25 protein-coding genes are annotated in these 24,979 nt (G+C 41.0%); 7 read left to right on the top strand and 18 right to left on the bottom strand.

Annotated features, from left to right (window positions below):
- The first annotated feature begins 98 nt into the window (after positions 1-98).
- Positions 99-1,229, top strand: a complete 1,131-nt coding sequence (locus tag DWZ47_RS13535) for a restriction endonuclease subunit S (protein ID WP_147330785.1) — start codon at positions 99-101, stop codon at positions 1,227-1,229.
- On the opposite strand, the gene DWZ47_RS13530 is transcribed toward DWZ47_RS13535, so the two are convergent.
- The gene (locus DWZ47_RS13530; RefSeq protein WP_410492097.1) at positions 1,222-1,671 is read right to left on the bottom strand and encodes a restriction endonuclease subunit S; all 450 of its coding nucleotides are present in this window, start codon (positions 1,669-1,671) and stop codon (positions 1,222-1,224) included. The two genes, DWZ47_RS13535 and DWZ47_RS13530, sit on opposite strands and share 8 nt — an antisense overlap.
- Positions 1,672-1,778: 107 nt before the next feature.
- Positions 1,779-3,065: a Fic family protein gene (locus DWZ47_RS13525; protein WP_117513488.1), complete on the bottom strand. Its 1,287-nt coding sequence runs from the start codon at positions 3,063-3,065 to the stop codon at positions 1,779-1,781.
- Between the two features lie 176 nt (positions 3,066-3,241).
- On the opposite strand from DWZ47_RS13525, the gene DWZ47_RS13520 reads away from it, so the two are divergent.
- On the top strand, positions 3,242-3,823 hold the full coding sequence (locus tag DWZ47_RS13520; RefSeq protein WP_233525050.1) for a restriction endonuclease subunit S: 582 nt from the start codon (positions 3,242-3,244) through the stop codon (positions 3,821-3,823).
- Here the strand turns inward: DWZ47_RS13520 and DWZ47_RS30655 are convergent.
- Complete coding sequence (locus DWZ47_RS30655) at positions 3,816-4,994, bottom strand: restriction endonuclease subunit S (protein WP_233525049.1); 1,179 nt, start codon at positions 4,992-4,994, stop codon at positions 3,816-3,818. The genes DWZ47_RS13520 and DWZ47_RS30655 overlap by 8 nt on opposite strands.
- Before the next feature lie 58 nt (positions 4,995-5,052).
- Here DWZ47_RS30655 and DWZ47_RS13510 point away from each other — a divergent pair, with 58 nt between their 5' ends.
- Positions 5,053-5,979, top strand: a complete 927-nt coding sequence (locus DWZ47_RS13510; RefSeq protein ID WP_117513486.1) for a tyrosine-type recombinase/integrase — start codon at positions 5,053-5,055, stop codon at positions 5,977-5,979.
- A gap of 67 nt (positions 5,980-6,046) precedes the next feature.
- On the opposite strand, the gene DWZ47_RS13505 is transcribed toward DWZ47_RS13510, so the two are convergent.
- The 10 genes from DWZ47_RS13505 to mnmE form a co-directional block, all read right to left on the bottom strand.
- The gene (locus DWZ47_RS13505) at positions 6,047-6,634 is read right to left on the bottom strand and encodes a hypothetical protein (protein ID WP_117513485.1); all 588 of its coding nucleotides are present in this window, start codon (positions 6,632-6,634) and stop codon (positions 6,047-6,049) included.
- Between the two features lie 242 nt (positions 6,635-6,876).
- Positions 6,877-7,422, bottom strand: a complete 546-nt coding sequence (locus tag DWZ47_RS13500) for a hypothetical protein (RefSeq protein ID WP_225550585.1) — start codon at positions 7,420-7,422, stop codon at positions 6,877-6,879.
- A gap of 4 nt (positions 7,423-7,426) precedes the next feature.
- Positions 7,427-8,638 (bottom strand): relaxase/mobilization nuclease domain-containing protein, encoded by a 1,212-nt coding sequence (locus DWZ47_RS13495; protein WP_117513483.1) that lies wholly within the window; start codon positions 8,636-8,638, stop codon positions 7,427-7,429.
- Positions 8,635-9,054, bottom strand: coding sequence for a plasmid mobilization protein (locus DWZ47_RS13490; RefSeq protein ID WP_060385806.1), 420 nt, complete (start codon positions 9,052-9,054; stop codon positions 8,635-8,637). The genes DWZ47_RS13495 and DWZ47_RS13490 overlap by 4 nt, the downstream gene beginning before the upstream one ends.
- A gap of 314 nt (positions 9,055-9,368) precedes the next feature.
- Positions 9,369-10,439 carry an AAA family ATPase gene (locus DWZ47_RS13485; protein ID WP_117513479.1) on the bottom strand — a complete coding sequence of 357 codons (1,071 nt, stop codon included), beginning with the start codon at positions 10,437-10,439 and terminating at the stop codon, positions 9,369-9,371.
- A 2-nt stretch (positions 10,440-10,441) separates the two neighbouring features.
- Entirely contained in the window at positions 10,442-10,816 is a 375-nt protein-coding gene (locus DWZ47_RS13480) for a helix-turn-helix domain-containing protein (RefSeq protein WP_117513477.1), read from the bottom strand.
- Positions 10,817-10,915: 99 nt separating this feature from the next.
- Entirely contained in the window at positions 10,916-11,761 is an 846-nt protein-coding gene (locus DWZ47_RS13475; protein ID WP_117513475.1) for a hypothetical protein, read from the bottom strand.
- A 169-nt stretch (positions 11,762-11,930) separates the two neighbouring features.
- Positions 11,931-13,046 carry a tyrosine-type recombinase/integrase gene (locus DWZ47_RS13470; protein ID WP_117513473.1) on the bottom strand — a complete coding sequence of 372 codons (1,116 nt, stop codon included), beginning with the start codon at positions 13,044-13,046 and terminating at the stop codon, positions 11,931-11,933.
- Between the two features lie 117 nt (positions 13,047-13,163).
- A complete protein-coding gene (locus DWZ47_RS13465; protein WP_117513472.1) occupies positions 13,164-14,042 on the bottom strand; it encodes a helix-turn-helix domain-containing protein in 879 nt (292 codons plus the stop codon).
- A 261-nt stretch (positions 14,043-14,303) separates the two neighbouring features.
- Positions 14,304-15,701: a tRNA uridine-5-carboxymethylaminomethyl(34) synthesis GTPase MnmE gene (mnmE, locus tag DWZ47_RS13460; RefSeq protein ID WP_032846428.1), complete on the bottom strand. Its 1,398-nt coding sequence runs from the start codon at positions 15,699-15,701 to the stop codon at positions 14,304-14,306.
- A 134-nt stretch (positions 15,702-15,835) separates the two neighbouring features.
- Between mnmE and DWZ47_RS13455 the strand changes: the two genes are divergently transcribed.
- Both DWZ47_RS13455 and DWZ47_RS13450 read left to right on the top strand, forming a co-directional pair.
- On the top strand, positions 15,836-17,743 hold the full coding sequence (locus DWZ47_RS13455) for a PAS domain-containing hybrid sensor histidine kinase/response regulator (protein ID WP_117513556.1): 1,908 nt from the start codon (positions 15,836-15,838) through the stop codon (positions 17,741-17,743).
- Positions 17,744-17,825: 82 nt separating this feature from the next.
- A complete protein-coding gene (locus DWZ47_RS13450) occupies positions 17,826-18,485 on the top strand; it encodes an NAD(P)-dependent oxidoreductase (RefSeq protein WP_117513470.1) in 660 nt (219 codons plus the stop codon).
- A 117-nt stretch (positions 18,486-18,602) separates the two neighbouring features.
- Here the strand turns inward: DWZ47_RS13450 and DWZ47_RS13445 are convergent, their stop codons facing one another.
- The 4 genes from DWZ47_RS13445 to DWZ47_RS13430 all read right to left on the bottom strand — a co-directional run bounded on the left by DWZ47_RS13445 (position 18,603) and on the right by DWZ47_RS13430 (position 22,570).
- Positions 18,603-19,481: a nucleoside phosphorylase gene (locus DWZ47_RS13445; protein ID WP_004320316.1), complete on the bottom strand. Its 879-nt coding sequence runs from the start codon at positions 19,479-19,481 to the stop codon at positions 18,603-18,605.
- A gap of 156 nt (positions 19,482-19,637) precedes the next feature.
- Complete coding sequence (gene floA, locus DWZ47_RS13440; RefSeq protein WP_004304885.1) at positions 19,638-20,639, bottom strand: flotillin-like protein FloA; 1,002 nt, start codon at positions 20,637-20,639, stop codon at positions 19,638-19,640.
- A gap of 22 nt (positions 20,640-20,661) precedes the next feature.
- The gene (locus tag DWZ47_RS13435; RefSeq protein WP_004304887.1) at positions 20,662-21,132 is read right to left on the bottom strand and encodes an NfeD family protein; all 471 of its coding nucleotides are present in this window, start codon (positions 21,130-21,132) and stop codon (positions 20,662-20,664) included.
- A 16-nt stretch (positions 21,133-21,148) separates the two neighbouring features.
- Entirely contained in the window at positions 21,149-22,570 is a 1,422-nt protein-coding gene (locus DWZ47_RS13430; protein ID WP_009040379.1) for a tetratricopeptide repeat protein, read from the bottom strand.
- 183 nt (positions 22,571-22,753) lie between these two features.
- On the opposite strand from DWZ47_RS13430, the gene DWZ47_RS13425 reads away from it, so the two are divergent.
- Both DWZ47_RS13425 and DWZ47_RS13420 read left to right on the top strand, forming a co-directional pair.
- On the top strand, positions 22,754-23,500 hold the full coding sequence (locus tag DWZ47_RS13425; RefSeq protein WP_117513468.1) for an ATP-binding protein: 747 nt from the start codon (positions 22,754-22,756) through the stop codon (positions 23,498-23,500).
- Between the two features lie 15 nt (positions 23,501-23,515).
- Positions 23,516-23,887 carry a DMT family protein gene (locus DWZ47_RS13420; RefSeq protein WP_117513466.1) on the top strand — a complete coding sequence of 124 codons (372 nt, stop codon included), beginning with the start codon at positions 23,516-23,518 and terminating at the stop codon, positions 23,885-23,887.
- Positions 23,888-23,957: 70 nt separating this feature from the next.
- Here DWZ47_RS13420 and DWZ47_RS13415 read toward each other — a convergent pair whose 3' ends face one another.
- Positions 23,958-24,971, bottom strand: a complete 1,014-nt coding sequence (locus DWZ47_RS13415) for an FAD:protein FMN transferase (RefSeq protein ID WP_117513464.1) — start codon at positions 24,969-24,971, stop codon at positions 23,958-23,960.
- Positions 24,972-24,979 lie beyond the last annotated feature (8 nt).

The following is a 24,979-nucleotide window of genomic DNA, read 5'->3' as shown; positions in this document are numbered from 1 at the left end:
TTTAGTTAAACAAAACAGGGTAAAGCTACGGGAATTGAGGATATAATTGCTATAATGTTCCCCATTTGAGATTCCCGGAATTTAGCGGAGAGTGGAAAATGGCAACATTTGGAGATATTGCAAAAGGATTTGACTATGGTATGAATGCTGCAGCCAAATCTTTCGATGGGAATAATAAATATATCCGGATTACAGATATTGATGAAGTTTCTTCTCAATATCTGTATGATGATGTTGTTTCTCCAGATGGAGAACTGGAGGATCGTTATCTCGTAAAAGAGAATGATATTCTTCTTGCTCGTACAGGAGCAAGTACAGGAAAAAGCTATCTTTACCGCAATAGTGATGGTAAGCTATATTTTGCCGGATTTCTTATACGTGCAAATATTTATAAGCACAATTCATATTTTGTGTTTTCCCAACTGCATACACTTCGATATAAGAAATGGATTTCTGTAATGTCTGCTCGTTCTGGACAGCCCGGTATAAATTCACAGGAATATGCTTCTTTCCCTGTTTATACTACATCTTTGCAGGAAGAAGATAAAATTGCCACTTTTTTAAAGTTACTTGACGAGCGCATCATAACCCAAAACAAAATCATTGAGAGATATGAGTCCTTAATCAGGGGAATTAATCAATATGCATTCACAAATACAGGTATCAATTACAAATTAGGTGAAATTTGTGAAATTAGAAGCGGCTACTCAGGTAATCAACTTACGTTAAAAAATGGTTTAAAGGTATCTCGTATTGAAACAATCTCAGGACATAAGGTCAACATGGAACGTGTAGGATATGTCGCTCCTTTTGAATCTTCAGAAAATTACAGACTGCAAATTGGAGACATTTTGTTCAGCAATATAAATAGCGTTGAATACATTGGGAATACTGCATTCATTGATAAAGATTATAACTTGTATCATGGAATGAATTTACTTAGATTAATACCTAAAAAAGAGTTAGTTATGCCATTCTACCTGTACTTAGTACTGAATACTAATCGGTTACTCAATCACTTTAAGACAGTCTGTAACAAAGCGGTATCACAAGCAAGCATAAATCAAACAGAATTGGGAAAAACGATTGTTCGGATTCCAAACTTAATGAACCAGAACAGAATATGCGAATTGTTCCAAACATTATATACAAAATTGGAAGCAGAGAGATATTTTATTTCGCTTTTACAAGATCAAAAGCAGCATCTGCTCCGCCAGATGTTTATATAAACATTTGGCGGAGCAAGTATTGCTTCTGCAAACTAAGATTGGTTAAAATACTCTGTTCTGCTGATAGTTTGTTATCTATTGCCGACAGTAACTCCACATATTTAAGTTGTTCTGTATATGATGGGCAAAATATTTTGGCTTTACCATAATCCTTAAAATATATGTGAGGTATAGCCATGCCTGTTTTATAAGGTTCAAAGTTGAATACTTTTAGCATATAATATAGGTATTGAAGCAAATAGCCATCTTTAGCTTGTAAAGTGTTCAATGTCCCTGTTGCAGAACATCTGCCAGTAGCATAAGAGACTGTCCCTACACCTGAACCATCTTTGATAATATGGACAGCTTCATCTTCTGTATTATAATCATCGAGATAGCCAACGATACCATTTGCACCATATACAGGATAGGTTCCATTCTCACAGACATCACTTTCTTGCAGAGTGGATGAACTACATTCTAAGCATTCTGATAAGAGAACATTTGGCTTGTTGCTGCGAATAACATTCTGTGCAATTCCCCTGATTAAGGACTGCTAATGTACGATTTTTAGCTTATCCTCAAATATGAGCAATACTTAGCAAGCAGGTTCTCCAATGGAAGTTCACCTTTTTCAAATCGCTCAGCATCAAGTGGCAAGATCCTTTCGCACACTTTCAACCTGCCCTTGTAAATAGCTTTGATGTAATGATTTCCGTTTTGTTGCTCAATGGTAACATCAGAAAAAAAGACAGTGATGTCTTCCGGGTCATATATAATGGAATAGCTCGGTCGTTTGGCACCGGGAATATCCTCCCGAAGAATATCCTTATCCACAAGGTCTTGGATATCCCGTATGGCTGTGTCTTTGGAACATTTAGCCAATGATGCCCAAGTTTTGGAAGTTATCTTTGCTTCATAACCATCAAGGAACAGGTTCAGCATATCGGTCTGTCTTTGACTAAGTGGTACGGAAGAAGCCTTTTGCCAAAAGAAACTTTTGTTCAAGATGGTACTGACGATATTTTCCGCTTCGTCAAGTGCAACCGACAACGTATTAGCATACCAGTATATCCATTCAGTAATGTCACCATCGCCGTGTTGAGCCTTTTCCAAAATGTCGTAATAGTGATTTTTATCTTTATTTATTTGCGAGGAGATATTATAGAATCTGAACTCGCTCTTATCAGCACGAGCCAACAACATATCAGAAAGTATGCGTGCCAAGCGTCCGTTACCATCTTCAAATGGGTGAATACTGACAAACCAGAAATGTGCAATGGCTGAGCGTATAACCGAACTTATATTTTCCTGACTATTGAACCAGTCAAGAAAATGTACCATTTCTTCGTCCACACGTTCCGGAGAAGGAGCTATATAATGGATTTTCTCACGACCGAACATTCCGGAAACTATATGTTCCTCGTTGGTGCGATACTGCCCGACCTCAATCTGAGAGCCCTCGCTGAAACCTGTCGGAAAGAATGCTGCTTGCCATGCACATATTTTCTCTTTCGTTAATAATTGGTCATAATGATTTACAGCATCAAGCATGACAGCCACAACAGAATCTATATAGTGCGACGGTGCTGTCTGTTTGACATTTTCGATACCCAATTTCCGGGCAATGGATGAACGTACTTCATCTACATTTAGTCGTATTCCTTCTATTTCTGATGAATAAACCACATCATATGTCAGATTCTCCGCCATCGCTTTCAATTTGCTATCAAATCCAAGCGAGGAAAGCCTGCCATACAACAAACCCTGTTTACGGTTCACTTCTTCAAGTATAGCCGTCAACTCAGTAGCATTCCAACGGAACGCAGTCCAATTGTCTTTTTCGTGTATATACATAGCTGATGCGTCATTTAGTAACGGATAACGTCGCAATATTTGCGACAAATATAGTAGATTATTGTCGTATCACCAAGAGATATTATATAATGTCGCAAAAACCGCGGCGTTTTAAGGTGAAAAACGACTGATTGCTTTGGTTTGTATCTATTTTCAGAATAGAATCACCAAACTGAATGACTTTAATCTTCGCTGGGAAATCCTTAATGTCTGCGATTTCAGAAAGACTTTTCAAAGGCATAGAGGGCTCATTTGTTCTGCTGTCCGATATATGTGACATTGTTAAAGGTAAACAAATCAATGGGGAGAATCTCTCTGAGAGTGGTAATTATTATGTAATGAATGGAGGCACAGAGCCATCTGGCTATTATGGCGATTACAATGTAGATGCCAATGCCATTTCAATAAGTGAGGGCGGCAATTCTTGTGGTTATGTACAATTCAATACCTCACCATTTTGGAGTGGTGGTCATTGTTACTCCATTCAAAACATTGCAGACAATGTGAATAATCTTTACTTGTACCATTATCTTAAATCAAATGAAGATGTCATTATGAAACTGCGTATTGGATCAGGCTTACCCAATATCCAGAAAAAGGACTTGGCTATGTTCAAGATAAAAGTGCCAGCAATCGAACAGCAAATAACAATCTCAACTTTTCTGTCATCGCTTGAAAGAAAAGCCGAGATTGAAGAAAGAATACAGAATGCCATGTTGAAAGAGAAACAATATCTATTGCACCAAATGTTTATATGAACATCTGATAAAGGAAATATATCTTTTGACTTTTTAACAAGCTAATGAAAATGTTTTCAATATTGATTTTTGCGTCCAAAGACACTAAACACTTAGCCATTCTATTTTGTTCTTCCAAAGAAGGCAACAATAGTTTGGCATTTTCAATATCAGTATAATGCAAATGAATTATGGTGCTGCCCTTTGCATATTTTGCCAATTGCCTATTGGCTATATGATTAAAGTAATAACTTAGATACTGCGCATTATAGTTAGGGTTGATATGTATTCCAAACATATCACCACCTAATATGACCCCATCTATGTTGATGAAAGATGGAGCAATTAAGGATATTGCATCAACAGTTGTTGAAGTAGGAAACAACAAATCCCCTTTCTTACTCAATGTCATGCCTTCTTTTTTGTTGGTATGGCTTTCTACTTGGGATATGGTTTCTCCATAGGTCGTAAACAGTTCTCCATAAATAATACAGGGCTTACCTGTTTCGGATAAATCATCCTTTGACAAATTACCAACATTAAAAGGTTCACCCAAATCCGCAATAAAGACTGTCTGTTTTTCGGCTTGGTTATAATGCCTTTCAATAATCGCAGACTTTAGTTTTTTCAAATCCTCAATGATTTTGTTTTGGGTAGCAATACGTTCGTCTATTAAATGTAACAGTGTGGCTATTTTCGTTTGTTCTTTAGTAGATGGAATAGTAATCTTGATAGATCTAATTTGCTCAAAGTTTAATCCTTGCCTATTTCCACCTGCTTGAAAACTATCAATTTGTTTCTGACCATGATTTGATAATAAGAAGTTGCAAAGAAATGCTGGAACAAGATTATCTTTAGTACGAATAATGCAAACATGCTGATTTACATTACCACCCGCTATTTGCTTATTCACTAATGCACTACGACCAATAGATGCACCTGTAATGTTAAGCAATACATCATCTAATTGCAGTTCTGTATTCTTTTGACGCAGATGTGTTTCTTTATCAATAAAAGCAATATCATCCAATTGTAGATGTCCCCAGCCTACATTTTGGCTACGAACAAAAGAATGTCCTTCTGATTTATATACAGTTTCTCCGCCTCTTGGAGTTACTCCACTGCCCACTTTTGTAGATAGACTACCAATTGTAGATTTTTTCCACTCTCCCGTAAACTCCGGGAATCTCAAATGGGGAACATTACCTATTATATTTCTCTAATTATTAGAACCAATTAAATTCAAGATTATGAATCAGAAGACAATTAGAGAAATTTCGGACGCATGGCGAGAGAACAAGCGACCGTATGTGAAACAATCGACATTGGCAGCCTACATGTTGATTCTTGAAAATCACATTTTGCCAAAGTTTGGTGAGAGTAACGAACTTCATGAAAATGATGTACAAGGCTTTGTGCTTGAAAAGTTGGAAGGCGGATTGAGCATGAAATCTGTTAAGGACATTCTTGTTGTCCTAAAGATGGTTATGAAATTCGGGGTGAAAAACGAATGGATGAACTATTACGAATGGGATATTAAGTACCCAACAGACGTTGCTGGTAAAAAGTTGGAGGTCTTGTCCGTGGCAAATCATAAAAAGATTCTGAACTATATTCAGAGCCACTTTTCCTTTCCGGGACTTGGTATCTATATCAGCCTTAGTACCGGTCTGCGTATAGGGGAGATCTGTGCTTTGAAATGGAGCGACATCAATGTATATGACGGGATTCTAACCGTTAACCGGACGATAGAACGCATCTATATCATAGAAGGAGAGAGAAAACATACAGAGCTGGTCATCAACACGCCAAAGACAAAAAACTCTTGCCGTGAAATCCCGATAAACAAAGAATTGCTTACTATGTTAAAGCCTTTGAAAAAAGTAATTAATGACGATTATTACATTCTTACTAATGATGAGCGTCCGACAGAGCCACGCACATATCGCAACTACTATAAAAGGCTTATGGAGAAACTTGATATTCCCAAGCTGAAGTATCATGGACTGCGTCATAGCTTCGCGACTCGCTGTATAGAAGTCGGTTGTGACTATAAGACCGTTAGTGTATTACTGGGACATTCCAACATTTCGACTACACTGGACTTATATGTTCACCCCAATATGGAACAGAAAAAGCGATGCATAGCTAAGGTGTTCAAGTCACTTGGTAAATAGAGTTATATACAGAGCGAGGAAATTTAGTATCGCAATTTCTTCGCTCTATTTAATTATCACATTTTACTTAATCTGTTTCATCTACAGTGTCAAGTTTAGTTGATATTTTACTCAAGGTTTTCGATATTTCTTCAAGAGAAACTTGAACTGTTTTGTGTGGAGAGACAGAATGGGGTTTGACAAGACCTGCGACCAAATCTTGAGCTGCATCTTCCAATGGACTTTGTACGAGTATGTTAATGCGGTTGACAAAAGTTTTGATGGGAATGATGGAGTTTAAACGATATTTGTCATTATAGCTAACTTCCGTAATTATATTGAAATCCTTATCTTTCCATTTTTGATTAATATCTTCACACCATCCAATAAGGCAGTTCCAAGATTTGCCAGAAGAGATATATACAGGGTTCTGTGAAGTATTGGTGTACATGTTGCGGAATTTATCATCAAGATTGTTGATTAGGTCATCTCCAAAGCTTGTTATCACGTTAGATGCGTCAAATTGGCTCGGATTGGATATTTGCAGAATAAAGGCTTTTTTATTTACAATGATTCGGCAGACGAGATGAGGTCGATGTTCCTCCTCCCACTGGCGTTTGATTTCATTTAGTTGGGCTTGATTTTGTTTTAGAGTTAAAAATGTTACAGCAATCATAGCGAATGATGCAATGGCTCCGATGTAAGAAGCCCAAAAGGAAAGCCATGTCTGCGAATCGCCAATAATCGGGAAGTGAGAAGGTATTTGAAGAACAAAATAATAGGGATTATTAGTAGTAATCCTATAAATAATAAGAAGGATAGATATTTCTTGTTGTATAATTTCATTTCATGTCATGTTAGATGTACTCGACAAAGATAAAGAATTATCTTCAATTGTATTCTTACTCATGTAAATTCCTATCTATCAATTAATCTTTTCAGGATTTTCGATAGCAGAATCGTTATTACCATTCCAATCACAGCTGATACTGTACACCATAAAACAGCCTTCCAAATCAATGCCGAGTGCAAAATCTCCGTATTGACCACTATGATGCTAGCGAAAAAAGAAAATAGGACAACCAGTATGATAATCAAGATATAGAATATCGTGTATGGTATGAAAATATGGCTGTCAACCTTACGGATTTTTCGCTCAGTTTCATTACATTTGTCTTGAATTTGGTGAAGGAACTTATCAAGGACAGTTTGCCCGAATTTTTCCGCCTGTTCCTGCGTCCCTTGTGCAATAGCCACTTTGTACTCTCGTAGAAATTCGAGCAGATTGTCCAGATTTGTAATTATATAATGCACGTTGTCATTCAGGCTGGCAAGTTCCTTGATGTTCTCTTTGAGTAGCCGTTTCTCTTCCTCCAGATATTCATTCTTTGGAGTGGCTTTTATGGATTCCGCTTCATTCATTTCAGCGGAAAAATCGAATTTCTTTTTCATGTTCGGCTTCATAGGCTTATCGTTTTAATCCTGTTTTCGTTTTCTTTCCTAACGAACGGTTGGCAACACGAGCGCATCTGCGAGCCCATTGCAAATCGTCTTCGTCCTTGTCTCTCCACGGAAGGTCGCTTTGCGAACCTCCGCCACCACCTCCAGTTACAACATTCTGCGTATCAAGTAGCCCAACAAAAATAGCTACCGCTATATCAGTAAGCTCTTGACAGTTGGCAACAAACCTGTAATCGAACTCGTCATTGAAACAGTCAAGCACTTTTCCCGGAATATAGAATCGGTATTCCTTGCCTTCATGGTTAAGGGTATAGGGAATCATGTCTGAACGGTCTGCGCGATATTGGGTGTAGTCAATAAGGACAGCCTTATGTTCTGCTGGTTGTTGGACGACTTGGGGAGTATTGTTCTTAATGGTTGTGGTCGGCTGGTGGTGCAGTTTCTTCCATGTTGTAGGAAGTTTCGAGATCATAAGATTTCTGCCGACTCCCAATTCTGAAGCCTTGTATTTGGTATTCCCATGCACGAGTGCATAACCACGGAGAATACCTTGCTTGTCCTCTCGTTCATGCACGGTATAGCCTTTCTGTGCAAGGGCATTCTTATACTCATCCCATGACCATGACGGCATCGCTCTCAACACCTCCATACAGTCCTTGTTCACCTGTGGGATGTTGCGATTTCGGATTTGTGCCGCAGTCGTCCAGCCACGTTTCTTTGCCACTCGCTCTGCTGCACGTTGCGCCCGGAGATGAATATTGTGGTCATTGTTGATATTTCCATCTTCATCCAAACGGCAAACCGCAGCATGGAGGTGGGGGACTTCACCTTTGGATTCCGTATGCAACCAAACCGAGTATTTGCTATTAGCCAAATTGGTTTGGCAAGAACGGACTTTTCCGTTCTTACCGGTAATCACTTGTTTGTCGAACTCCTCTGCGAAGTCGTGCCAGAGTTTTTGCCAGTCCTCGATGTCATAGAATCGGGTATGTTCGGGTGATGGACTCAGCTCGATTCTGATAACGGAGTTCTTTATCGGTCGATGCTGGGATAGGGTCAACTGCATGGAGTTCCATATCCCCATAGCATCCGGTTCTGAGGACAACAGATTGTCCAATACCCGATAGATTTTCTCCGGATGCTTCTTATGCTGTGATTCGCCGGTAATGTAACGGAGGTCGTTTATGCCGTGCGATATGGCTTTGGCTTTCGCAATCATTCTTCTTCGGATTTAGGGGTGGACGGAATTTTGTTCTTCTCTTTTACAGCATTCAGGAACTGGCAGATATTTTCAGCCACATTACCTAATTCTTTCAGCCAGCCCACCATAAACGGAACCTGATTGAACATTGCCATGCGCTGCTTTGTGGACATTCCGTGTAGGGCGGAGGTGTATTTTACGAGGTCTGACCGACAATCGTCCAGATTCTGTAACAGTACCGCTTCTTCTTTCGTGAGCCTTGCTTTTGGCTTGAAGTTATACGCACGTGATAATATGTAGTCACTTACAGTCATGCCGCATTGTCCGGCCAGTGATTTTATATGCTCCTTCTGAGTAGGAGTGACTTTTGCTCCGATGAAGACACTTCTGGTTTCTTTCGAGGAGTCCGATGTATTTTCAATATCTTCTTTCATCTGAATCATTTTATAATGGTTGAATAGGTGCGAGCTTGCGAGTACCGCACCAGCAAGGGAACTGAGCAGGCGAGAGCGCCAATGTACAACCGTAACGCAGTGAGGTTATACCTTGGCATATCTCGCAACAGTTACCTGTTGATGCTTCACGGCAAGCCATATCGGATGCGTATAGTGAACTGGCACTCGGATAGGAAACATAGAATGAAATGAGCCTCTAAAAGAGGGGAGAATATGAATATCTCACATGATGTCTTCCTGCCGACTTTACTTTATTCTTATGTATACGCCCCGACAATAAAGTAAAGTTGAACTCAATAATGGTATTCTGGATTGAAGGCATAATCTTTCCCTTCTTTTATAACCATTTGTTTGTCGCTTAGCAATGTTGCGACCTTTACCGCCTTGTTATAACCGAGTTTTATACCCTGCAATCCGTAACCCTCTTTCAAGCGTTCTATATAATCATCGTAATTGCTGATGTTGCCATTGGCAAAAACGGTATCCAATGCTGGACGATGTACATTCTTTGGAATCTCCTTGTCTGGATCGAACGGTCCTTTGGTTGGTCGTCCGGTCTTCTTCTCTTTGGGCAGATAGGACTCTACCGGTTCGGGCATGGCTTCCTCGTTTATGCGGAAGGCGAAAGGCTCAAACTCACGGTCACGGATATGGACGGCTTCGACCACGCTTACAGCTTTGTCCTCTTTGTCCACTTCGACCTGCATGATGGTTTCCGCTTTATTGTTTAGTTCCGTGCCGATGTGACCACGGGCATGTTCATCATTCTTGTTCTGATGCAAGACGGTATGGATATGGATTTGCCTGTCATCCGTCCACTGCATGAATTTGGAGATGATGTCGGTGGATTCGCTGGAGGAGTTGATGTCGTAAAGGAAATCACGAATGCCATCTATGATGACCAATCCCAAATCCGGTATTGTGCCAATGGCCTGTTCAACTATCGCTAGACGTAGTTTAGGGGAAAACTTGCGCAGAGCCAGCATAATCAGATTATCCGGATTCTTGTATTCCGGCAAGTCGGCCAAACGTAATATGCGTTTCAATACTTGTTGGCAATGATACCGCCCCTGCTCTGTGTCTATGTATAGAATCTTCCGCTTGTTCTCAGGGAACATAGACCGGTAATGAAGTACGGTGCTGCCACTCAATGCCGATGCGACAATGGCTGAAACGTTGAAAGTTTTCTTGCTTTTGGCTTTTCCGATGGAAGCACTGAAGTTTCCCAATGTTCCGATAATGGTATCGTCCACCATCAGAACCATCGGGGAGTGTTCGTATGTACTTGTTACGCTTATTGTAGACTCCGCCATGTAAGCGGCCAATTCTTCCGGAGAAAGAATAATAGTGTCTGTCTTTTCCATCGCTACCAGTTTTTAGGGTTCGGTTTACGGCGATGGGAGGCGAGCAAGGACTCATTCTCGTCCTCGAAACTTTGCGGAGCCGGATTCTTCCGGGAAGATTCCAGCCATCTATCCAGTTCGTCACGATAGATGTAGAGATGCTTTCCTTGTTTTATAACCGGAATATCGTCCTTCTTGACCTTGTAATAAAAGGTCGACAACGGCATTTTAAGATAGTTGCAAGCCTCCTGTACGGTCATGGGGACGTGTGTGTTCTCTTTGGTTTCGTACTGCTTTGAAAGTTTCTCCGTAAGCAGGTTTTCCATACTTGCGATTCTGTCGCATAGTTCGCCTACCACAGTCGGCAGGTCGTTGAATGTCAGTTGGTCTTTTTCCATATTATGACTATTTTAATCATTTAACATGCTGCGAACCAACTCAATGAAACCTTGCAGAACAATACAGACCGGATTAATTATTTCGTCTGCATACTTTTTTTATTGCGAGTCATCATTATCTGCATCTAAATGGAAGCGATAATCGCCTTTATCGGGTACATCAATAGGAATCTGGCTTGGAACATTATCCCGTAAATTGAGCCTGAGATATTCAAGGGTCGCATTTACAAGTTCGTATGGAAATGATTTCTTGATAAAAACTGCTCTTTTCGCTAAGGGCACTCCCAAGCGTTCACCGACATTCCATGCCAAATGGCGAAGTCCCGGCGACCTCAGCGGATTGTCTATATTGGAACGAATCGGTTTATATGACTCAGATTGATCGTAAGCCATATGCTCTATATTGGAAATGAGGGTGGCAATATCCTCTTTGGAGAGATAGGGGGCAGTCTTGACGGTTACATATTCCCGAATCACATCCATGATTTCCGCTTGCCTTTCAATCTCTTTCTTTTTGAGTTCCACCAATATGGAATCATATTTATTCAAATGAGAATCTTGCGGACAATCAGAGTTTACAGTATCTTGATTCGACTGTTGGGACGGAGGACATTTCTGTTCAAGCAAATCCATCGGTTGCTCGATGGGCAGTGTTTCAGTAGCATCCGTAGGTTCTATGGCGTTCTCTGATTTTACAATAGGGGTATATGGTTCGCCCAAAGAGAAGTTGATAGGATTTTTTGTCAGCCATTTATAGAAAAATTTGTGCAGGAGCCCGCACAATATGATAGCTATTACCAGTCCAAGGATGACAGGAGTCGTTATACGCATGATATTGATGTCATGGCAAAGGAAAAGATAAGTATCTATGGCCGCATAAATGATAACGGACAGTGCGAGGATAAAACTTATCTTTTTAGTCTGAATTTGTTTTTTATTCGTCATGGTCTGCAAGTATTTGGAATCGTTTTGCGCTAAAGATATAATCGATATTCCAGATAGTTGCAATAAAGAGACTGATAGTTACCAGGTATCATCCTAAATATCACGGTCAGAGTATGATTTTTCACCTAAAATCATACTCTGACCGCAGAAATCGAGGACGAAACGGCTGTCAGTCTTTCCTTGTCAAAGTAATCTTTTTGCTGGCTTCACGTTTGTTGGCATCCACGACTTTGATATACCTTTGCGTAGTGGTTATACTCTTGTGAGCCATTATGCTTTGTATGGTGCGGATGTCCGTTCCTGCCGCAGCTTGCAGCGTGGCGAATGTTCTCCGATACGAGTGGAAAGTTATGTTTTTAGTAATTTCGGCAGAGCGAATCCACTCTTTCATGGGTGCTTGTGTCCAACTGCGCATAAGTCCCTTGAATACCAAACCTTTCTTTTCAGAACTATAGCCTATCAATCCCAATGCCTCCTCGCTGATGGGAATGATGTCTTCCGCTTTGTTCTTTTGTGTAATGATGTGTACGCATTTCCCTCCGGCTGAATAGTCTACAATATCTTCCCAACATAAGGCAAGAATATCACTGATACGTAAACTGGTCATACATGAAAACAGCGATGCTATTTTCAGAATGGGTTTCTTGCACGGTGTTTCAGCCAGTTTATACAGTTCTTCTACAGACAGATACTCTTTGACCACATCTTCCGTTTCAATCTTATCCAAGAAATCATTGACGTTGGTCTTTATCATTCCATTGCGGTAGAGGATTTTCAGGAAGCCCCTGAAAGTCGACCAATATCCCGATGCGGAGTTCCGTGTGATAGGGCCGTTACGTCTCAGTTTCTTGGCCGTGAGCAGATATTCCCGAAACTTGTTACAGAGGTCGATGTCAATCTCTTCAAAGGTGCATTTACCATGTACGAAGTTACTGAAATGCAGATAGACAAACTCCCATTTCTGGTCATGCTTACGGAGCTGCTTGCGATAATACTCCAGAAAGTCTGCCTTGAGTTTGTACTTGTCAAAGAAGTCATACCGTTCATTGACTACCGACTCGAACCTGCGGCAACGGATGGCTTCGGCTTTCTCGGTCATTACCTCGTTGAAATTCTGTTCACGTTTGTTTCTCGGATTGGCATAGATATAAATACCAAGCGATTCATGACGGATAACTTTCATTGTCTCTTTGTCTCGATACCCCGGATAATAATCCAGATAGAAAGACATCATCCTGCCTTTTAGCGGACGTGTCCTTAATGTCACGGTCTTGCATTCATGCATAATGTTATATTTTTATGGTTATTATTAATTCGTCGGCGAAACTCTATAATGTAATCATGCAGATTACCTACAGCAGGGATTAATTTTTGAATAATTTACGGATAGTCATAAATTAGACTATTTGCGGACACCCATTACCCGGTCAAACTCCACTTTCAGGAATCTGACGAACCGTCCGTTCTTCTCACGGTTGATCTGATGGAATTGCAGAATACCGTAAACCGAATCACGAGAGAGCTTGAATTTCTCCATTGCCTCCTTGACGGTATAGTATTCCGCCTTGCTCTCCTGTTCGGAACTCTTCGAGAGGTCGAAGTGGAGCTTGGAGTAGAATATCTGCCCATGCTCCTTCTTGGATGGAATGTTGTTCCGATACACCTGCGAACGGATGGCGACACGTGTCATGCCGTACTTCTCTTGAATCTCTTCCGGTGTGTACCATTCAGTAAGGTCGGAATCCACCTCGTATTTGGCAAAGGCGGCATTGATATGTTTCTTGCTGTAATAGTTGAACTGGCGGATTCTCACTTTCGGCACTTTATGTTGCCGTGTGTAAGTCCACACCCATTTGGCGTTGACCTTATATTTCTCTGCAATTTCTTCAGCAGTGTAATACTCGGTGATGTCGAAGTCGTTTTTTGCAACCAGTCGTTCGTAAGGTTTGCTTTTGAGCATTAACTCTATGTCTGCACGCCTTACCAAAGCCATTCTTCCGCTAATTCGGGATGCTCTAAGTTTATCCTCTTTGACTAATTTATAAATGTACTGACGGCTCACGCCCATCAATCGAGCAGCCTGCGAGAAAGTGAAATATTCTTGCTTCTCCAAACTGGAGCGCAGCTCCTGCATTTCCTGAATGTGGCGCAGTTCCATTTTGCGCTCCTTGATACGATGTTTGTAACCTCGCTTCGAGCATTGAGGGCTACAATAACAGGTCGTTGTTTTCTGTGCAATGAACGGTTTGCCGCACCATTGACAAATTCTCTTTACTTCCATATTTTCTATATCATTTTCTCTGTTTTTTAATTTCCCTTTTTGTCTACACATGTAAACCATTGTCAACACACGTCAACTAATGCGTTACTGTGACATTCGGGCTAACCGTGAATTTCCGTCGCGGTAGAAATATGATAGAAAAATATGGATAAAAACCGTTACTTCCAAATACGGACTGGAAAGTGTTAAAACAGAAAAGTCGCTGATATACAGCGACTTTGTTCTGAATGATTATGGTTAGTTACGGCTGTTTCCAAGCCATCACTTGCCGATGCAAAAATGTTGAAAGATATTTTGAAGCACCATATCATTCGTAACCTCCCCCGCTATGTCCGAAATAAAGAAGATACACTCTCGTATGTCTTGCGAAAGAAAATCCCCGGAAATCTGCGAATCAAGTCCGTTTTGTACTCTATGAATAGCTTCCAAAGCTTTGTTTAAAGCTTCGTAATGTCTTACGTTTGTCACAATAATATCATTCTGTGTCACTGTAGGCAAGTGTGCAGCATCAATAAGCATTTTTTGTAGCTCACTTGTATTCTTCCGTTGTTTGGCCGAGATGAAAATAGATTCCGTAGATTCTTTGGGGAAGTCTTTTAATAAAGATAATACATTCTCTTTCTGTTTATCTTCAATCAAATCAGTCTTATTGAATACAACAATCAAATGTTTTCCTTCACAACGTGGAATTATTTTCTCCGATAACTGTTCAATTTGAGAAGCGGCATTCACAGCATCTACCATCCAAAGAACAATCTCCGCCTGATCCAACTTCTGAAAAGTACGTTCAATACCCAAACTTTCAATCGTGTCATTGGTTTCCCGGATTCCGGCGGTATCAATGAACCGGAAAGTGATTCCTCCGATATTGACAGTATCTTCGATTACATCACGTGTTGTCCCGTGAATATCACTGACAATGGCTTTATCCTCATTCAATAATACATTCAGTAAAGTCGATTTTCCGGCATTTGTTTCACCGATGATAGCTACGGGAACACCATTCTTAATGGCGTTGCCGACACTAAATGAATGAGCCAACCGCGAAATGACCTGTTCAATTTCATCTGCCAGTTTCCTTAATGCCGAACGATCGGCAAATTCCACATCCTCTTCGCTGAAATCCAACTCCAATTCAATCATGGAAGTGAAATTCAACAACTTGTTGCGTAGATCTGTCAGCTCTTTACTGAATCCACCCCGCATCTGGCTCATTGCCAATCGGTGAGTGGCAGCAGATGAAGAAGCAATCAAGTCCGCCACAGCTTCTGCCTGACTTAAATCCATCTTTCCATTGAGGAAAGCACGTTGTGTATATTCTCCCGGCTGGGCCATGCGGCAACCGTTTTTAATAAGCAACTGCATCACCTGTTGAAGAATATAAGTGGAACCATGACACGTGATTTCCGTGCTGTCTTCTCCCGTATATGAATGAGGAGCACGGAAAAGGCTGACGAGCACTTCATCAATCATCTCGTCTTCGTCATAAATACGCCCGAATGTCAAAGTATATGGTTTTTGTTCGCTCAATAATTTGCCAGCTTTGGCTGGCTTGAAGATGCTGCCGGTAATAGAAATAGCTTCCGGACCGGAAACGCGGATGCTTCCGATAGCACCGCCTTGAGCGGTAGCGATGGCACAGATAGTATCTTGAATCATTGTTTTTTCTTTTTGGATGAGCAAAGATAATTGTTTCTAAGTAAAAAACAGAAAATTGAGCACAACTTGTGCTTTATTTGTTTATATTTGCTGCCGTGCAGTGGTACACCAAACAAAATAAAACAATAATGCTTATGGAACCAGCGATTAATTTATATTCTTCCAATGAAAAGAGTGAACTCATACGGGAGAACTCACAAGAAATACTTTCTGTCCTTGCAGCTCATCAAATAGCTTTGTGGGAATATGATATCATTACGGGCAAATGCTCCTTTTCAAACGATTATTTTTTTACACTGGGATTAAAGGATGCCGGGATCATTTTTGAAGATATAGATGATTTCTATCGGTTTATTCATCCGGAAGATATTGAATTCTATAAACAAGCCTTTGCAGAAATGCTTTCATCAGACTCTAAGACCTCACAAATTAGAGTTCGTTGTATAAGTGAACAAGGGAAAGTAATTTGGCTGGAAGATCATTTTCTGTCTTACAAAGAGAGTTGCGAAAGTCATCCGGGTAAACTGCTGGCATATACGGTGAACGTCACTTCACAATGCGAAAAGGAGCAACATATCAAATATCTGGAAGAGTATAATCGCAAAATAATTGAAGCATTGCCGGAATTCATTTTTATTTTTGATGATAATTTCTTTATTACCGATGTCCTGATGGCACCGGGAACGATATTGCTTCACCCTGTGGAAGTGCTACGCGGAGCAGATGGACGATCTATTTATTCACCGGAGGTTAGCGACTTGTTTATTTGTAACATTAGGGAATGTTTGCGTGATGGTAAGTTGAAGGAAATAGAATATCCGCTTGAAGTGGATGGAAGTCTGCATTATTTTCAGGCACGTATCGCCCCCTTTGAAGGAAACAGGGTACTTGCCTTGATACATGACATCGGAGACCGGATTCAGCGTTCGCAGGAATTGATCGAAGCTAAACGTCGTGCGGAAGATGCTGATAAAATGAAGTCGGTCTTTTTAGCTAATATGAGCCATGAAATTCGTACTCCGTTGAATGCTATTGTTGGTTTTTCGGAGATTATCGCAGTGACAGAAAGTGAAGAAGAGAAAATGGAGTATCTGGAAATTATTCAGAAAAACAGTAACTTGTTATTACAGTTAATCAATGATATTTTAGACCTTTCCCGTATTGAATCCGGCAAATCGGAAATGCATTTCCAGCAGGTTGAGATTGCAGGACTAGTGGAAGAAGTGGAAAAAGTGCACCAGCTGAAGATGAAGTCGAATGTAGAATTGAAAGTGATTCGTCCCGAAGGAGAATACTGGACTTCTACTGATCGTAACCGTGTGATGCAGGTATTGTTCAATTTCTTGTCGAACGCGATTAAAAATACGGAAAAGGGAAGTATAACTTTAGGCTTGAAACATGAAGGACCCTGGCTGAAACTGTATGTCAGCGATACGGGTTGCGGTATATCCAAAGAGAAACTCCCTCAAATTTTCACCCGGTTTGAGAAACTGAATGATTTTGTGCAAGGCACCGGATTAGGGCTTTCAATTTGTAAAAGCATTGTAGAACGACTGGGCGGCCGTATCGAGGTAACTTCAGAATTGGGGCAGGGGAGTACGTTTGCACTCTATTTGCCTTATCAGGAAGTACCGAAAGAAGTTGCTGAAAGAAGCCTCTCACATAAGAAGAACGTCGATGAGGATAAACGTAAAAAGATATTGGTGGTAGAAGACATTGAGTCGAACTTTGTCCAACTTAATATTCTTCTGAATAAGGAATATATTATTTCATGGGTACGCAACGGACAGGAAGCCATCAATAGTTTTATCCGCGAAAAGCCGGATTTGATTCTGATGGATATTCGTATGCCGATCATGGACGGTATTCAAGCCACTGAAAAGATCCGTACTATTTCTCTGACTGTGCCTATTATTGCAGTGACCGCGTATGCTTTCTATACTGAACAGCAACAGGCTATTCAGGCAGGATGCAACGCTGTTATCTCAAAGCCCTATTCTTTGGAAAGGTTGAAAGAGACAATAGAATCTTATATCGGATAATTAATTTTCTAAAAGAGAACTAACATTCTGAATGTTGTAGTGTTATTTATTATATAGTAGTAACATTATAATATATTAGAATATGGAGAAAGTAAAAAAGATAGTCCTTATCGGGGCAAGCGGCTTTGTGGGATCTGCCCTTCTGAATGAAGCATTGAATCGTGATCTCGAGGTTACGGCAGTAGTTCGTCATCCGGAAAAGATAAAGATAGAGAATGAAAATCTGAAAGTGGTGAAAGCCGATGTCTCCGCGCTTGATGAAGTGACTGCCGTTTGTAAAGGTGCAGATGCGGTTATTAGTGCATTCAATCCGGGATGGAATAATCCTGATATATACGATGAAACAATCAAAGTTTATCTGACCATTATTGATGGAGTGAAGAAAGCGGGTGTTAATCGCTTTTTGATGGTGGGCGGTGCCGGTTCTTTGTTTATCGCTCCGGGCTTGCGTCTGATGGATTCCGGTGAGGTACCCGAAAATATATTGCCGGGAGTGAAAGCTCTAGGAGAGTTTTATCTGAACTTTTTAAAGAAAGAAAAGGAAATAGACTGGGTATTTTTCTCTCCGGCAGCGGATATGCGTCCGGGAGTACGTACAGGACGTTATCGGTTGGGAAAAGATGATATGATTGTAGATATTGTAGGAAACAGCCATATCTCTGTTGAAGATTATGCCGCCGCCATGATTGATGAACTGGAATATCCGAAACACCACCAGGAGAGATTTACGATTGGTTATTAATAAAAAAACAATGGCTTGAATCCACACATATTATCAGTGAAAGATTCAAGCCATTATACATTCTTTTAATTGCAATTTTATTCTTTCGATTACAATTTAATCCTCCTGAATATAGATTTATATCCTGTCAAGTACTGTCTTAATTAGCGTATCGATTGTATTCTTATATCCGGTGTTGGCCTCTTTGATAAGTCGGTTGGCTATCACCATGCAGACGGTCATTGCCTTGTGTCCCATCAACCGGCTAAGTCCTGCCAAAGCCGAACTTTCCATTTCGAAGTTGGTAATTTTGTAACCTTTATATTCGAACGCTTCAATCTTATCATTCTGTTTCGGGTCTGCTAACGGGATACGAAGTTCACGTCCTTGAGGACCGAAGAAACCTCCGGCAGCGATTGTCACTCCACGTACCATGTCGTCTTTGGCGATCCGGTCAATCAATTCTTCATTGGCATCAATGACGTAAGGAGCAGGAGCGCACATATTTCCCGACCAACCCATGTGATTGAGGAAAGCACGTTCGAAAGGCAAATCGCATACGGCATTACGTCCGGCATAGAAATTCAGTAACCCGTCGAAACCGATGGACTTTTGCGAACATACAAAAGTTCCGACAGGCGTATTGGGTTGTAGGCCGCCACATGTGCCGATACGCACTAATTCCAGTTGGCGGAACTGATCCTTTTCTTCACGGGTGACAAAGTCGATATTGGCGAGTGCATCTAATTCATTCATTACGATGTCGATGTTATCGCAACCGATTCCTGTAGAGACTACCGTAATCCGTTTACCTTTGTAAGTACCCGTGATGGTTTTGAATTCGCGGCTTTCCACTTCACATTCTTTGTTTTCGAAATGAGAAGCTACGAGTGCTACACGTCCGGGGTCACCTACTAGGATTACTTTATCTGCCAACCATTCGGGTTTTACGTGAAGATGGAATACTGAACCGTCTTCATTGATTATCAATTCAGAGGATGGAAAGTACTTTTTCATGTCATTGAAAGGTTTTAGTTTTATAATAGGATTGTATCTATAAATAGAAACGCCGGAACCGGATTTAAGTTCAGAAGAAGTCTCTTTCTTTTTCCATAGAAAAGGAGAGAACGTCTTGCGACTGAAATGAAATCGGATTCCAGCGTTTGTGAACGATTATTTGCTCAATGGCTGATTGCCAGCATTGCCTGTTGTCGGCTTGGCGATATTCTCACGCATGGAAGTATCAGCTTCGATATTCTTCATGCGATAATAATCCATGATGCCTAAGTTTCCACTGCGGAAAGCTTCAGCCATTGCTTTAGGAACTTCAGCTTCTGCTTCGATCACTTTGGCACGAGCTTCCTGTGCTTTTGCTTTCATTTCCTGTTCGGAAGCTACTGCCATAGCACGGCGCTCTTCAGCTTTTGCCTGTGCAATATTCTTATCTGCATTAGCCTGATCGATTTGCAGAGCCGCACCGATGTTCTTACCTATGTCGATGTCCGCAATATCAATAGACAGAATCTCGAAAGCAGTTCCTGCGTCCAGACCTTTACGAAGTACAAGTTTAGAGATAGAATCCGGATTCTCCAATACCGATTTATGGTTTTCAGAAGAACCGATAGACGAAACGATACCTTCACCTACACGGGCAAGGATCGTATCTTCACCTGCACCACCGACCAGCTGGCGGATATTGGCACGTACTGTAACACGAGCCTTAGCTATCAACTGGATACCGTCTTTCGCAACAGCCGTTACAGGAGGAGTATCAATCACTTTCGGGTTTACAGACATCTGTACAGCTTCGAATACGTCACGTCCTGCCAGGTCGATAGCAGTAGCCATCTGGAAAGGCAATTCGATGTTGGCTTTCGATGCCGATACTAAGGCGTGAACTACCTTTTCTACGTGTCCGCCAGCCAGATAATGGGCTTCCAGTTCGTCGCGGGTGATATTTTTCAGACCGGCTTTGTGGGCTTCGATCATTCCCGGAACGATGATATACGGCGGAACGTTACGTATACGCATTAAGAATAGTTGTATCAGCGAGATGTTAACTCCCGAAACTTTAGCCGACAACCAAAGGAAGAACGGCACGTAATGGAAAAATATTATCAAGAAGATAATACCTCCGGCTATCAGAAAGATAGGCAAGTAGAAAGATGATTCCATTGATGTTTTTATTAAGTGAATATTATTCTTTGTGTTTCTCAACCATGATTGTACCGTCGGTGATCCGGCTTACGATTATCGGAGTCTTCTCATTGAGGAACCCGTCTATTGACTTTACCTCTACAATTTTTCCGTTAATCTCGGCATAACCGATTTGTGCCAGGCGGGTAGTACTGATTCCTATATCACCCACTTTGACGCTATCTTCTGCGCTACGGTCTACTTTTGAATCGATATCTTTTTTCAACGCCAGTTTGTCCAGCATTTTCGATCGCATAAACCAAATCAGTGATCCGATACAGGCAACCGCTGATATGCCAAGAGTGACAAATCCTCCTGCCATACCTAAATTGGTGAATGCATAGTAGTTGGCATACAGGATGCAAACCAATGCAGAAATTCCGGCCAGACTAATGCCCGGGATGACGAACAGTTCTACCAGAAACAGTATGACTGCGGCAATAATGAGAACGGCGATAATGAGTATATCCATAGTTCAGAGTTATTATTTATTTTGTTTTTTCTGCATTACGTACATTCACTTCGAGAGCATCGAGTTCTTCGGACATTTGCAGTATCCGCTTTTCGAGGTCGAGAATGGCAGGAGCCATTTTGGCTTTTCCCTGTTGGTTGGCACCGGCATATTGTTGACGAAGGCCGTTCAGCTTTTCTTCTTGTTGATAATAGTCTTTTTCCATCTGCTGATAGCGTTGGAAAAGTGTCTTGGCTTTTGCGGATTTAAAGTCGCTCATCAGATAGTAAGTCGTATGGTCGTCAATGACAAACTCAAAGTCCATGGCACGGCGTTCTTTGGGCTTATGACTGATAGCAGCTTTCAATCGTTGCAGTGCTTCGGTAACCGCTTGTTTATCCTTCCAGGTTTCTTTCAGCGAATGAATCTGTGCCAGACGAATGATCTCTTGCTGCTCCATTGCTTCATAATTATAAGTCTGTTTGGAAGTGTTAGGGATGAATACATAAATACATATCTTTCCTTCCGGTTGGAAACGGTCGGAAGCAAACCATCCGAGGTTGTTGTATTCATCGATGACGTACATATAATCGTTGTACGGCGAGTTGAACGGCATACCCACATTTTCCGGAACAAGATAAGTGTCGGTATTCGTGTTGTAGCGAGTGACAAAAATATCATAGCCACCCAATCCCTCGCCATCGCTGGCGTAATAAACGGTGACTCCATCCGATAGAACAAACGGATAATTCGCATTCCCGGAAGCATTGATACTACCCGGTAACGGACGTCCGTCACTCCATTCATTCAACAACTTGTTCTTTGAAAAGATATCAAGATTACCTTTCTCGCCCTTTTCGCTATAATAAATTTTATTTCCGATTTCTGTTTCATAAACAGTTCCCGGATGATCTCCTTCTGTCTTGAAGAATTCATTGAAAGTAAACAGTTTGCCCGATTCTTCGCTGATCTTGTAAGCGTTCAGGAAAGTTGCTTTGTCCACAACGAAACTGTCGATGATACATACTTCCTCAACCCCCTTCAACATACGAAGGTCAGATTTGCTTTTCTCCAGAAGTTTCTCAGCTTCTTCCGTCGGTTTCTTGCGTTTACTTAAGTCTGCGATGTATTCTTCAAAGCAGTTCACTGCGTCTTCAAAGCGGTACGTCTCATTATATGCTTGTCCCAAATAGAGTTGTCCACCGGTGATACGTTTCTTTACCGCTATTTCAAGAGGTTTCACCGCCTCTTCTGCCTCTCCGGTTTTCAGGCAACATACGCCATACCAATAATTATAATTCCCGTTCGACGGTTGTGATTTAGTATACTTCTTAAAAACTGGTTTGGCTTGTTCGTACTCACCTTTGGTAAATAAGGTGCGTGCCTGTTCCAACGTTTGTGCAGAGACTTCGCAAAGGAAGAGGCTGCAAATTAAAAATAGAATATATTTTCCTTTCATCGTTTTGAGCGTTTATGAGTGACGGGTAGATTGAAAACATCGCTGCTTTCGGGCACCGGTCCATTTATCAATTGTTCAAAAGTACAAATTTATTAGAAATAAACCCTTTTTCAGTGATTCTATTATGTTAATTCTTCTTTAAATCATTCTTTTCGCTTACTTTTGCAGCCGATTTTCAAAGATATGACACAATTTACGGAAGAAGAGAAAACCATTCGCCGCATTGAACGGCGGTTTAATAAAGGAGTGGTGCAATATGGATTGATAGAAGAAGGAGACAAAATCCTTATCGGACTGTCGGGAGGAAAGGATTCGTTGGCGCTTGTGGAACTGTTGGGGAGACGCGCACGTATCTATAAACCTCGCTTTTCTGTCGTTGCCGTCCATGTAGTGATGAAGAATATTCCTTATCAGAGTGATACTGAATATTTGAAAGCGCACTGTGAGGCGTATGGAGTTCCCTTTGTGCAGTATGAGACTGCCTTTGATCCTGCTACCGACACACGTAAATCTCCCTGCTTCCTCTGTTCATGGAACCGTCGGAAAGCCCTGTTCACAGTTGCTAAGGAACACGGATGCAATAAAATCGCTCTCGGTCACCATATGGATGATATTTTGGAAACTTTATTGATGAATATCACTTATCAGGGAGCTTTCAGTACAATGCCGCCCCGGTTGGTGATGAAGAAGTTTGATATGACAATTATTCGTCCGATGTGTCTGGTTCATGAAGCCGATTTGGTAGAATTGGCAGCTTTGCGTCATTATCAGAAGCAAGTGAAGAATTGTCCTTATGAATCGCAGTCCAGCCGGAGTGATATGAAAGGTATTTTGAGGCAACTGGAAGCGATGAACCCGGAGGCGCGTTACAGTCTTTGGGGAAGTATGACCAATATACAGGAAGATTTATTACCGGATAAAATAGATTAATTTGAATTGATTGTTATGAAAGGATTCTATACCATTTTGTTATTGATTGTATCCAATGTCTTTATGACATTTGCCTGGTATGGGCATCTGAAGATGAAACAGGAATACAGTTGGTTTGCTGCTCTTCCATTGATAGGTGTTATTGCATTCAGTTGGGCTATTGCTTTTTTTGAATATTCTTGCCAGATACCCGCCAATCGTATCGGATTTGCAGGTAATGGTGGCCCGTTTTCATTGATGCAGTTAAAGGTCATTCAGGAAGTGATTACTCTTGTCATTTTTACAGTGTTTACTACAATCTTCTTTAAAGGTGAGGCTTTACATTGGAATCATCTGGCTGCATTTGTCTGTCTGATTGCAGCAGTGTATTTCGTGTTTATGAAATAGATATTTGCCAATTGAATAGAGGTTCTGTTTTACTCAAGTAGAACCTCTGTTTGTATAATATATATATATATTACGGAGTAGTTATGTATTTTTTCATTCCCTCCGTATAATAAGTCTTGAATTCTCCGTCTTCTCCGCTATAGATAAAGTAGGCGTCAATCGTTGTATCCGCTTTGCAGAAAGCTTCCGCTTCTTCCAGTCCCATTACCATGAAGGCGGTGGCAAGGGCATCGGCAGTCATACAGTCTTTGGCGATTACCGTAGAGGACAAGATGTTGTGTTGTACCGGATAGCCAGTTCTAGGGTCAATCGTATGGGCGTATTTCTTCCCATCCTTATAATAATAATTACGATAGTTTCCGGAAGTTGCCAAGCCTAAATCTGTTATCTCAAGAATTGTCTGTAAGTCTTGGTTTACAGCCAGTGAATCGTCGACGGGCTTATTGATTCCAATGCGCCATAAGCCTTTGGAAGGATTTTTCCCTTTCACTACCACCTCGCCTCCTATATCTACCATATAGTTTTTTATTCCCTTACGGTCGAGCAGTTGTGCAATTACGTCTACGGAATACCCTTTGGCAACGGCACTACAACTTAACATGGTACGAGGATCCTGTTTGATAACTTTGCCGTTATCCATTTTCACTTTTTCATATCCGGTGATTTGTAACAGACTGTCTATCATTAATGAATTAGGAAAAGCACCTTTTTTGAAACCGAATCCCCAAGCATTGGCAAGAGGGGCTACTGTAATGTCGAAAGCACCCTTTGTCTCGCGGGAAATTTCCATCGAGCGATGGAAGCATTTCTGGAAAAAACTATCAGTCACCAGCTCTTCATTGCGGTTGACGCGACTGATAACAGAACTGTCATTGAATGGAGATAGAGATTGGTCGAAGCGTTTTAGCTCAGCTTCTATTTCCGGTTTTAAGTCACCGTCATGCTGATAAGTAATTTTATATACTGTCCCAAACACCAAACCTTTGACACTGTAATAGCCAACTTGTTGATTATGTCTGACTAATATCCAGATAGTTGCCAAAATCAGGAAAGCCAGCCAAAGGAAACTTTTTTTTGTTTTCATACGCTCTT

The sequence above is a fragment of the Bacteroides sp. AF32-8BH genome, from assembly GCF_003435205.1.
Classification (GTDB): domain Bacteria; phylum Bacteroidota; class Bacteroidia; order Bacteroidales; family Bacteroidaceae; genus Bacteroides; species Bacteroides ovatus.
The sequence above is the reverse complement of the archived record's forward strand: the minus strand, read 5'-3'. Positions and strand labels throughout refer to the sequence as shown.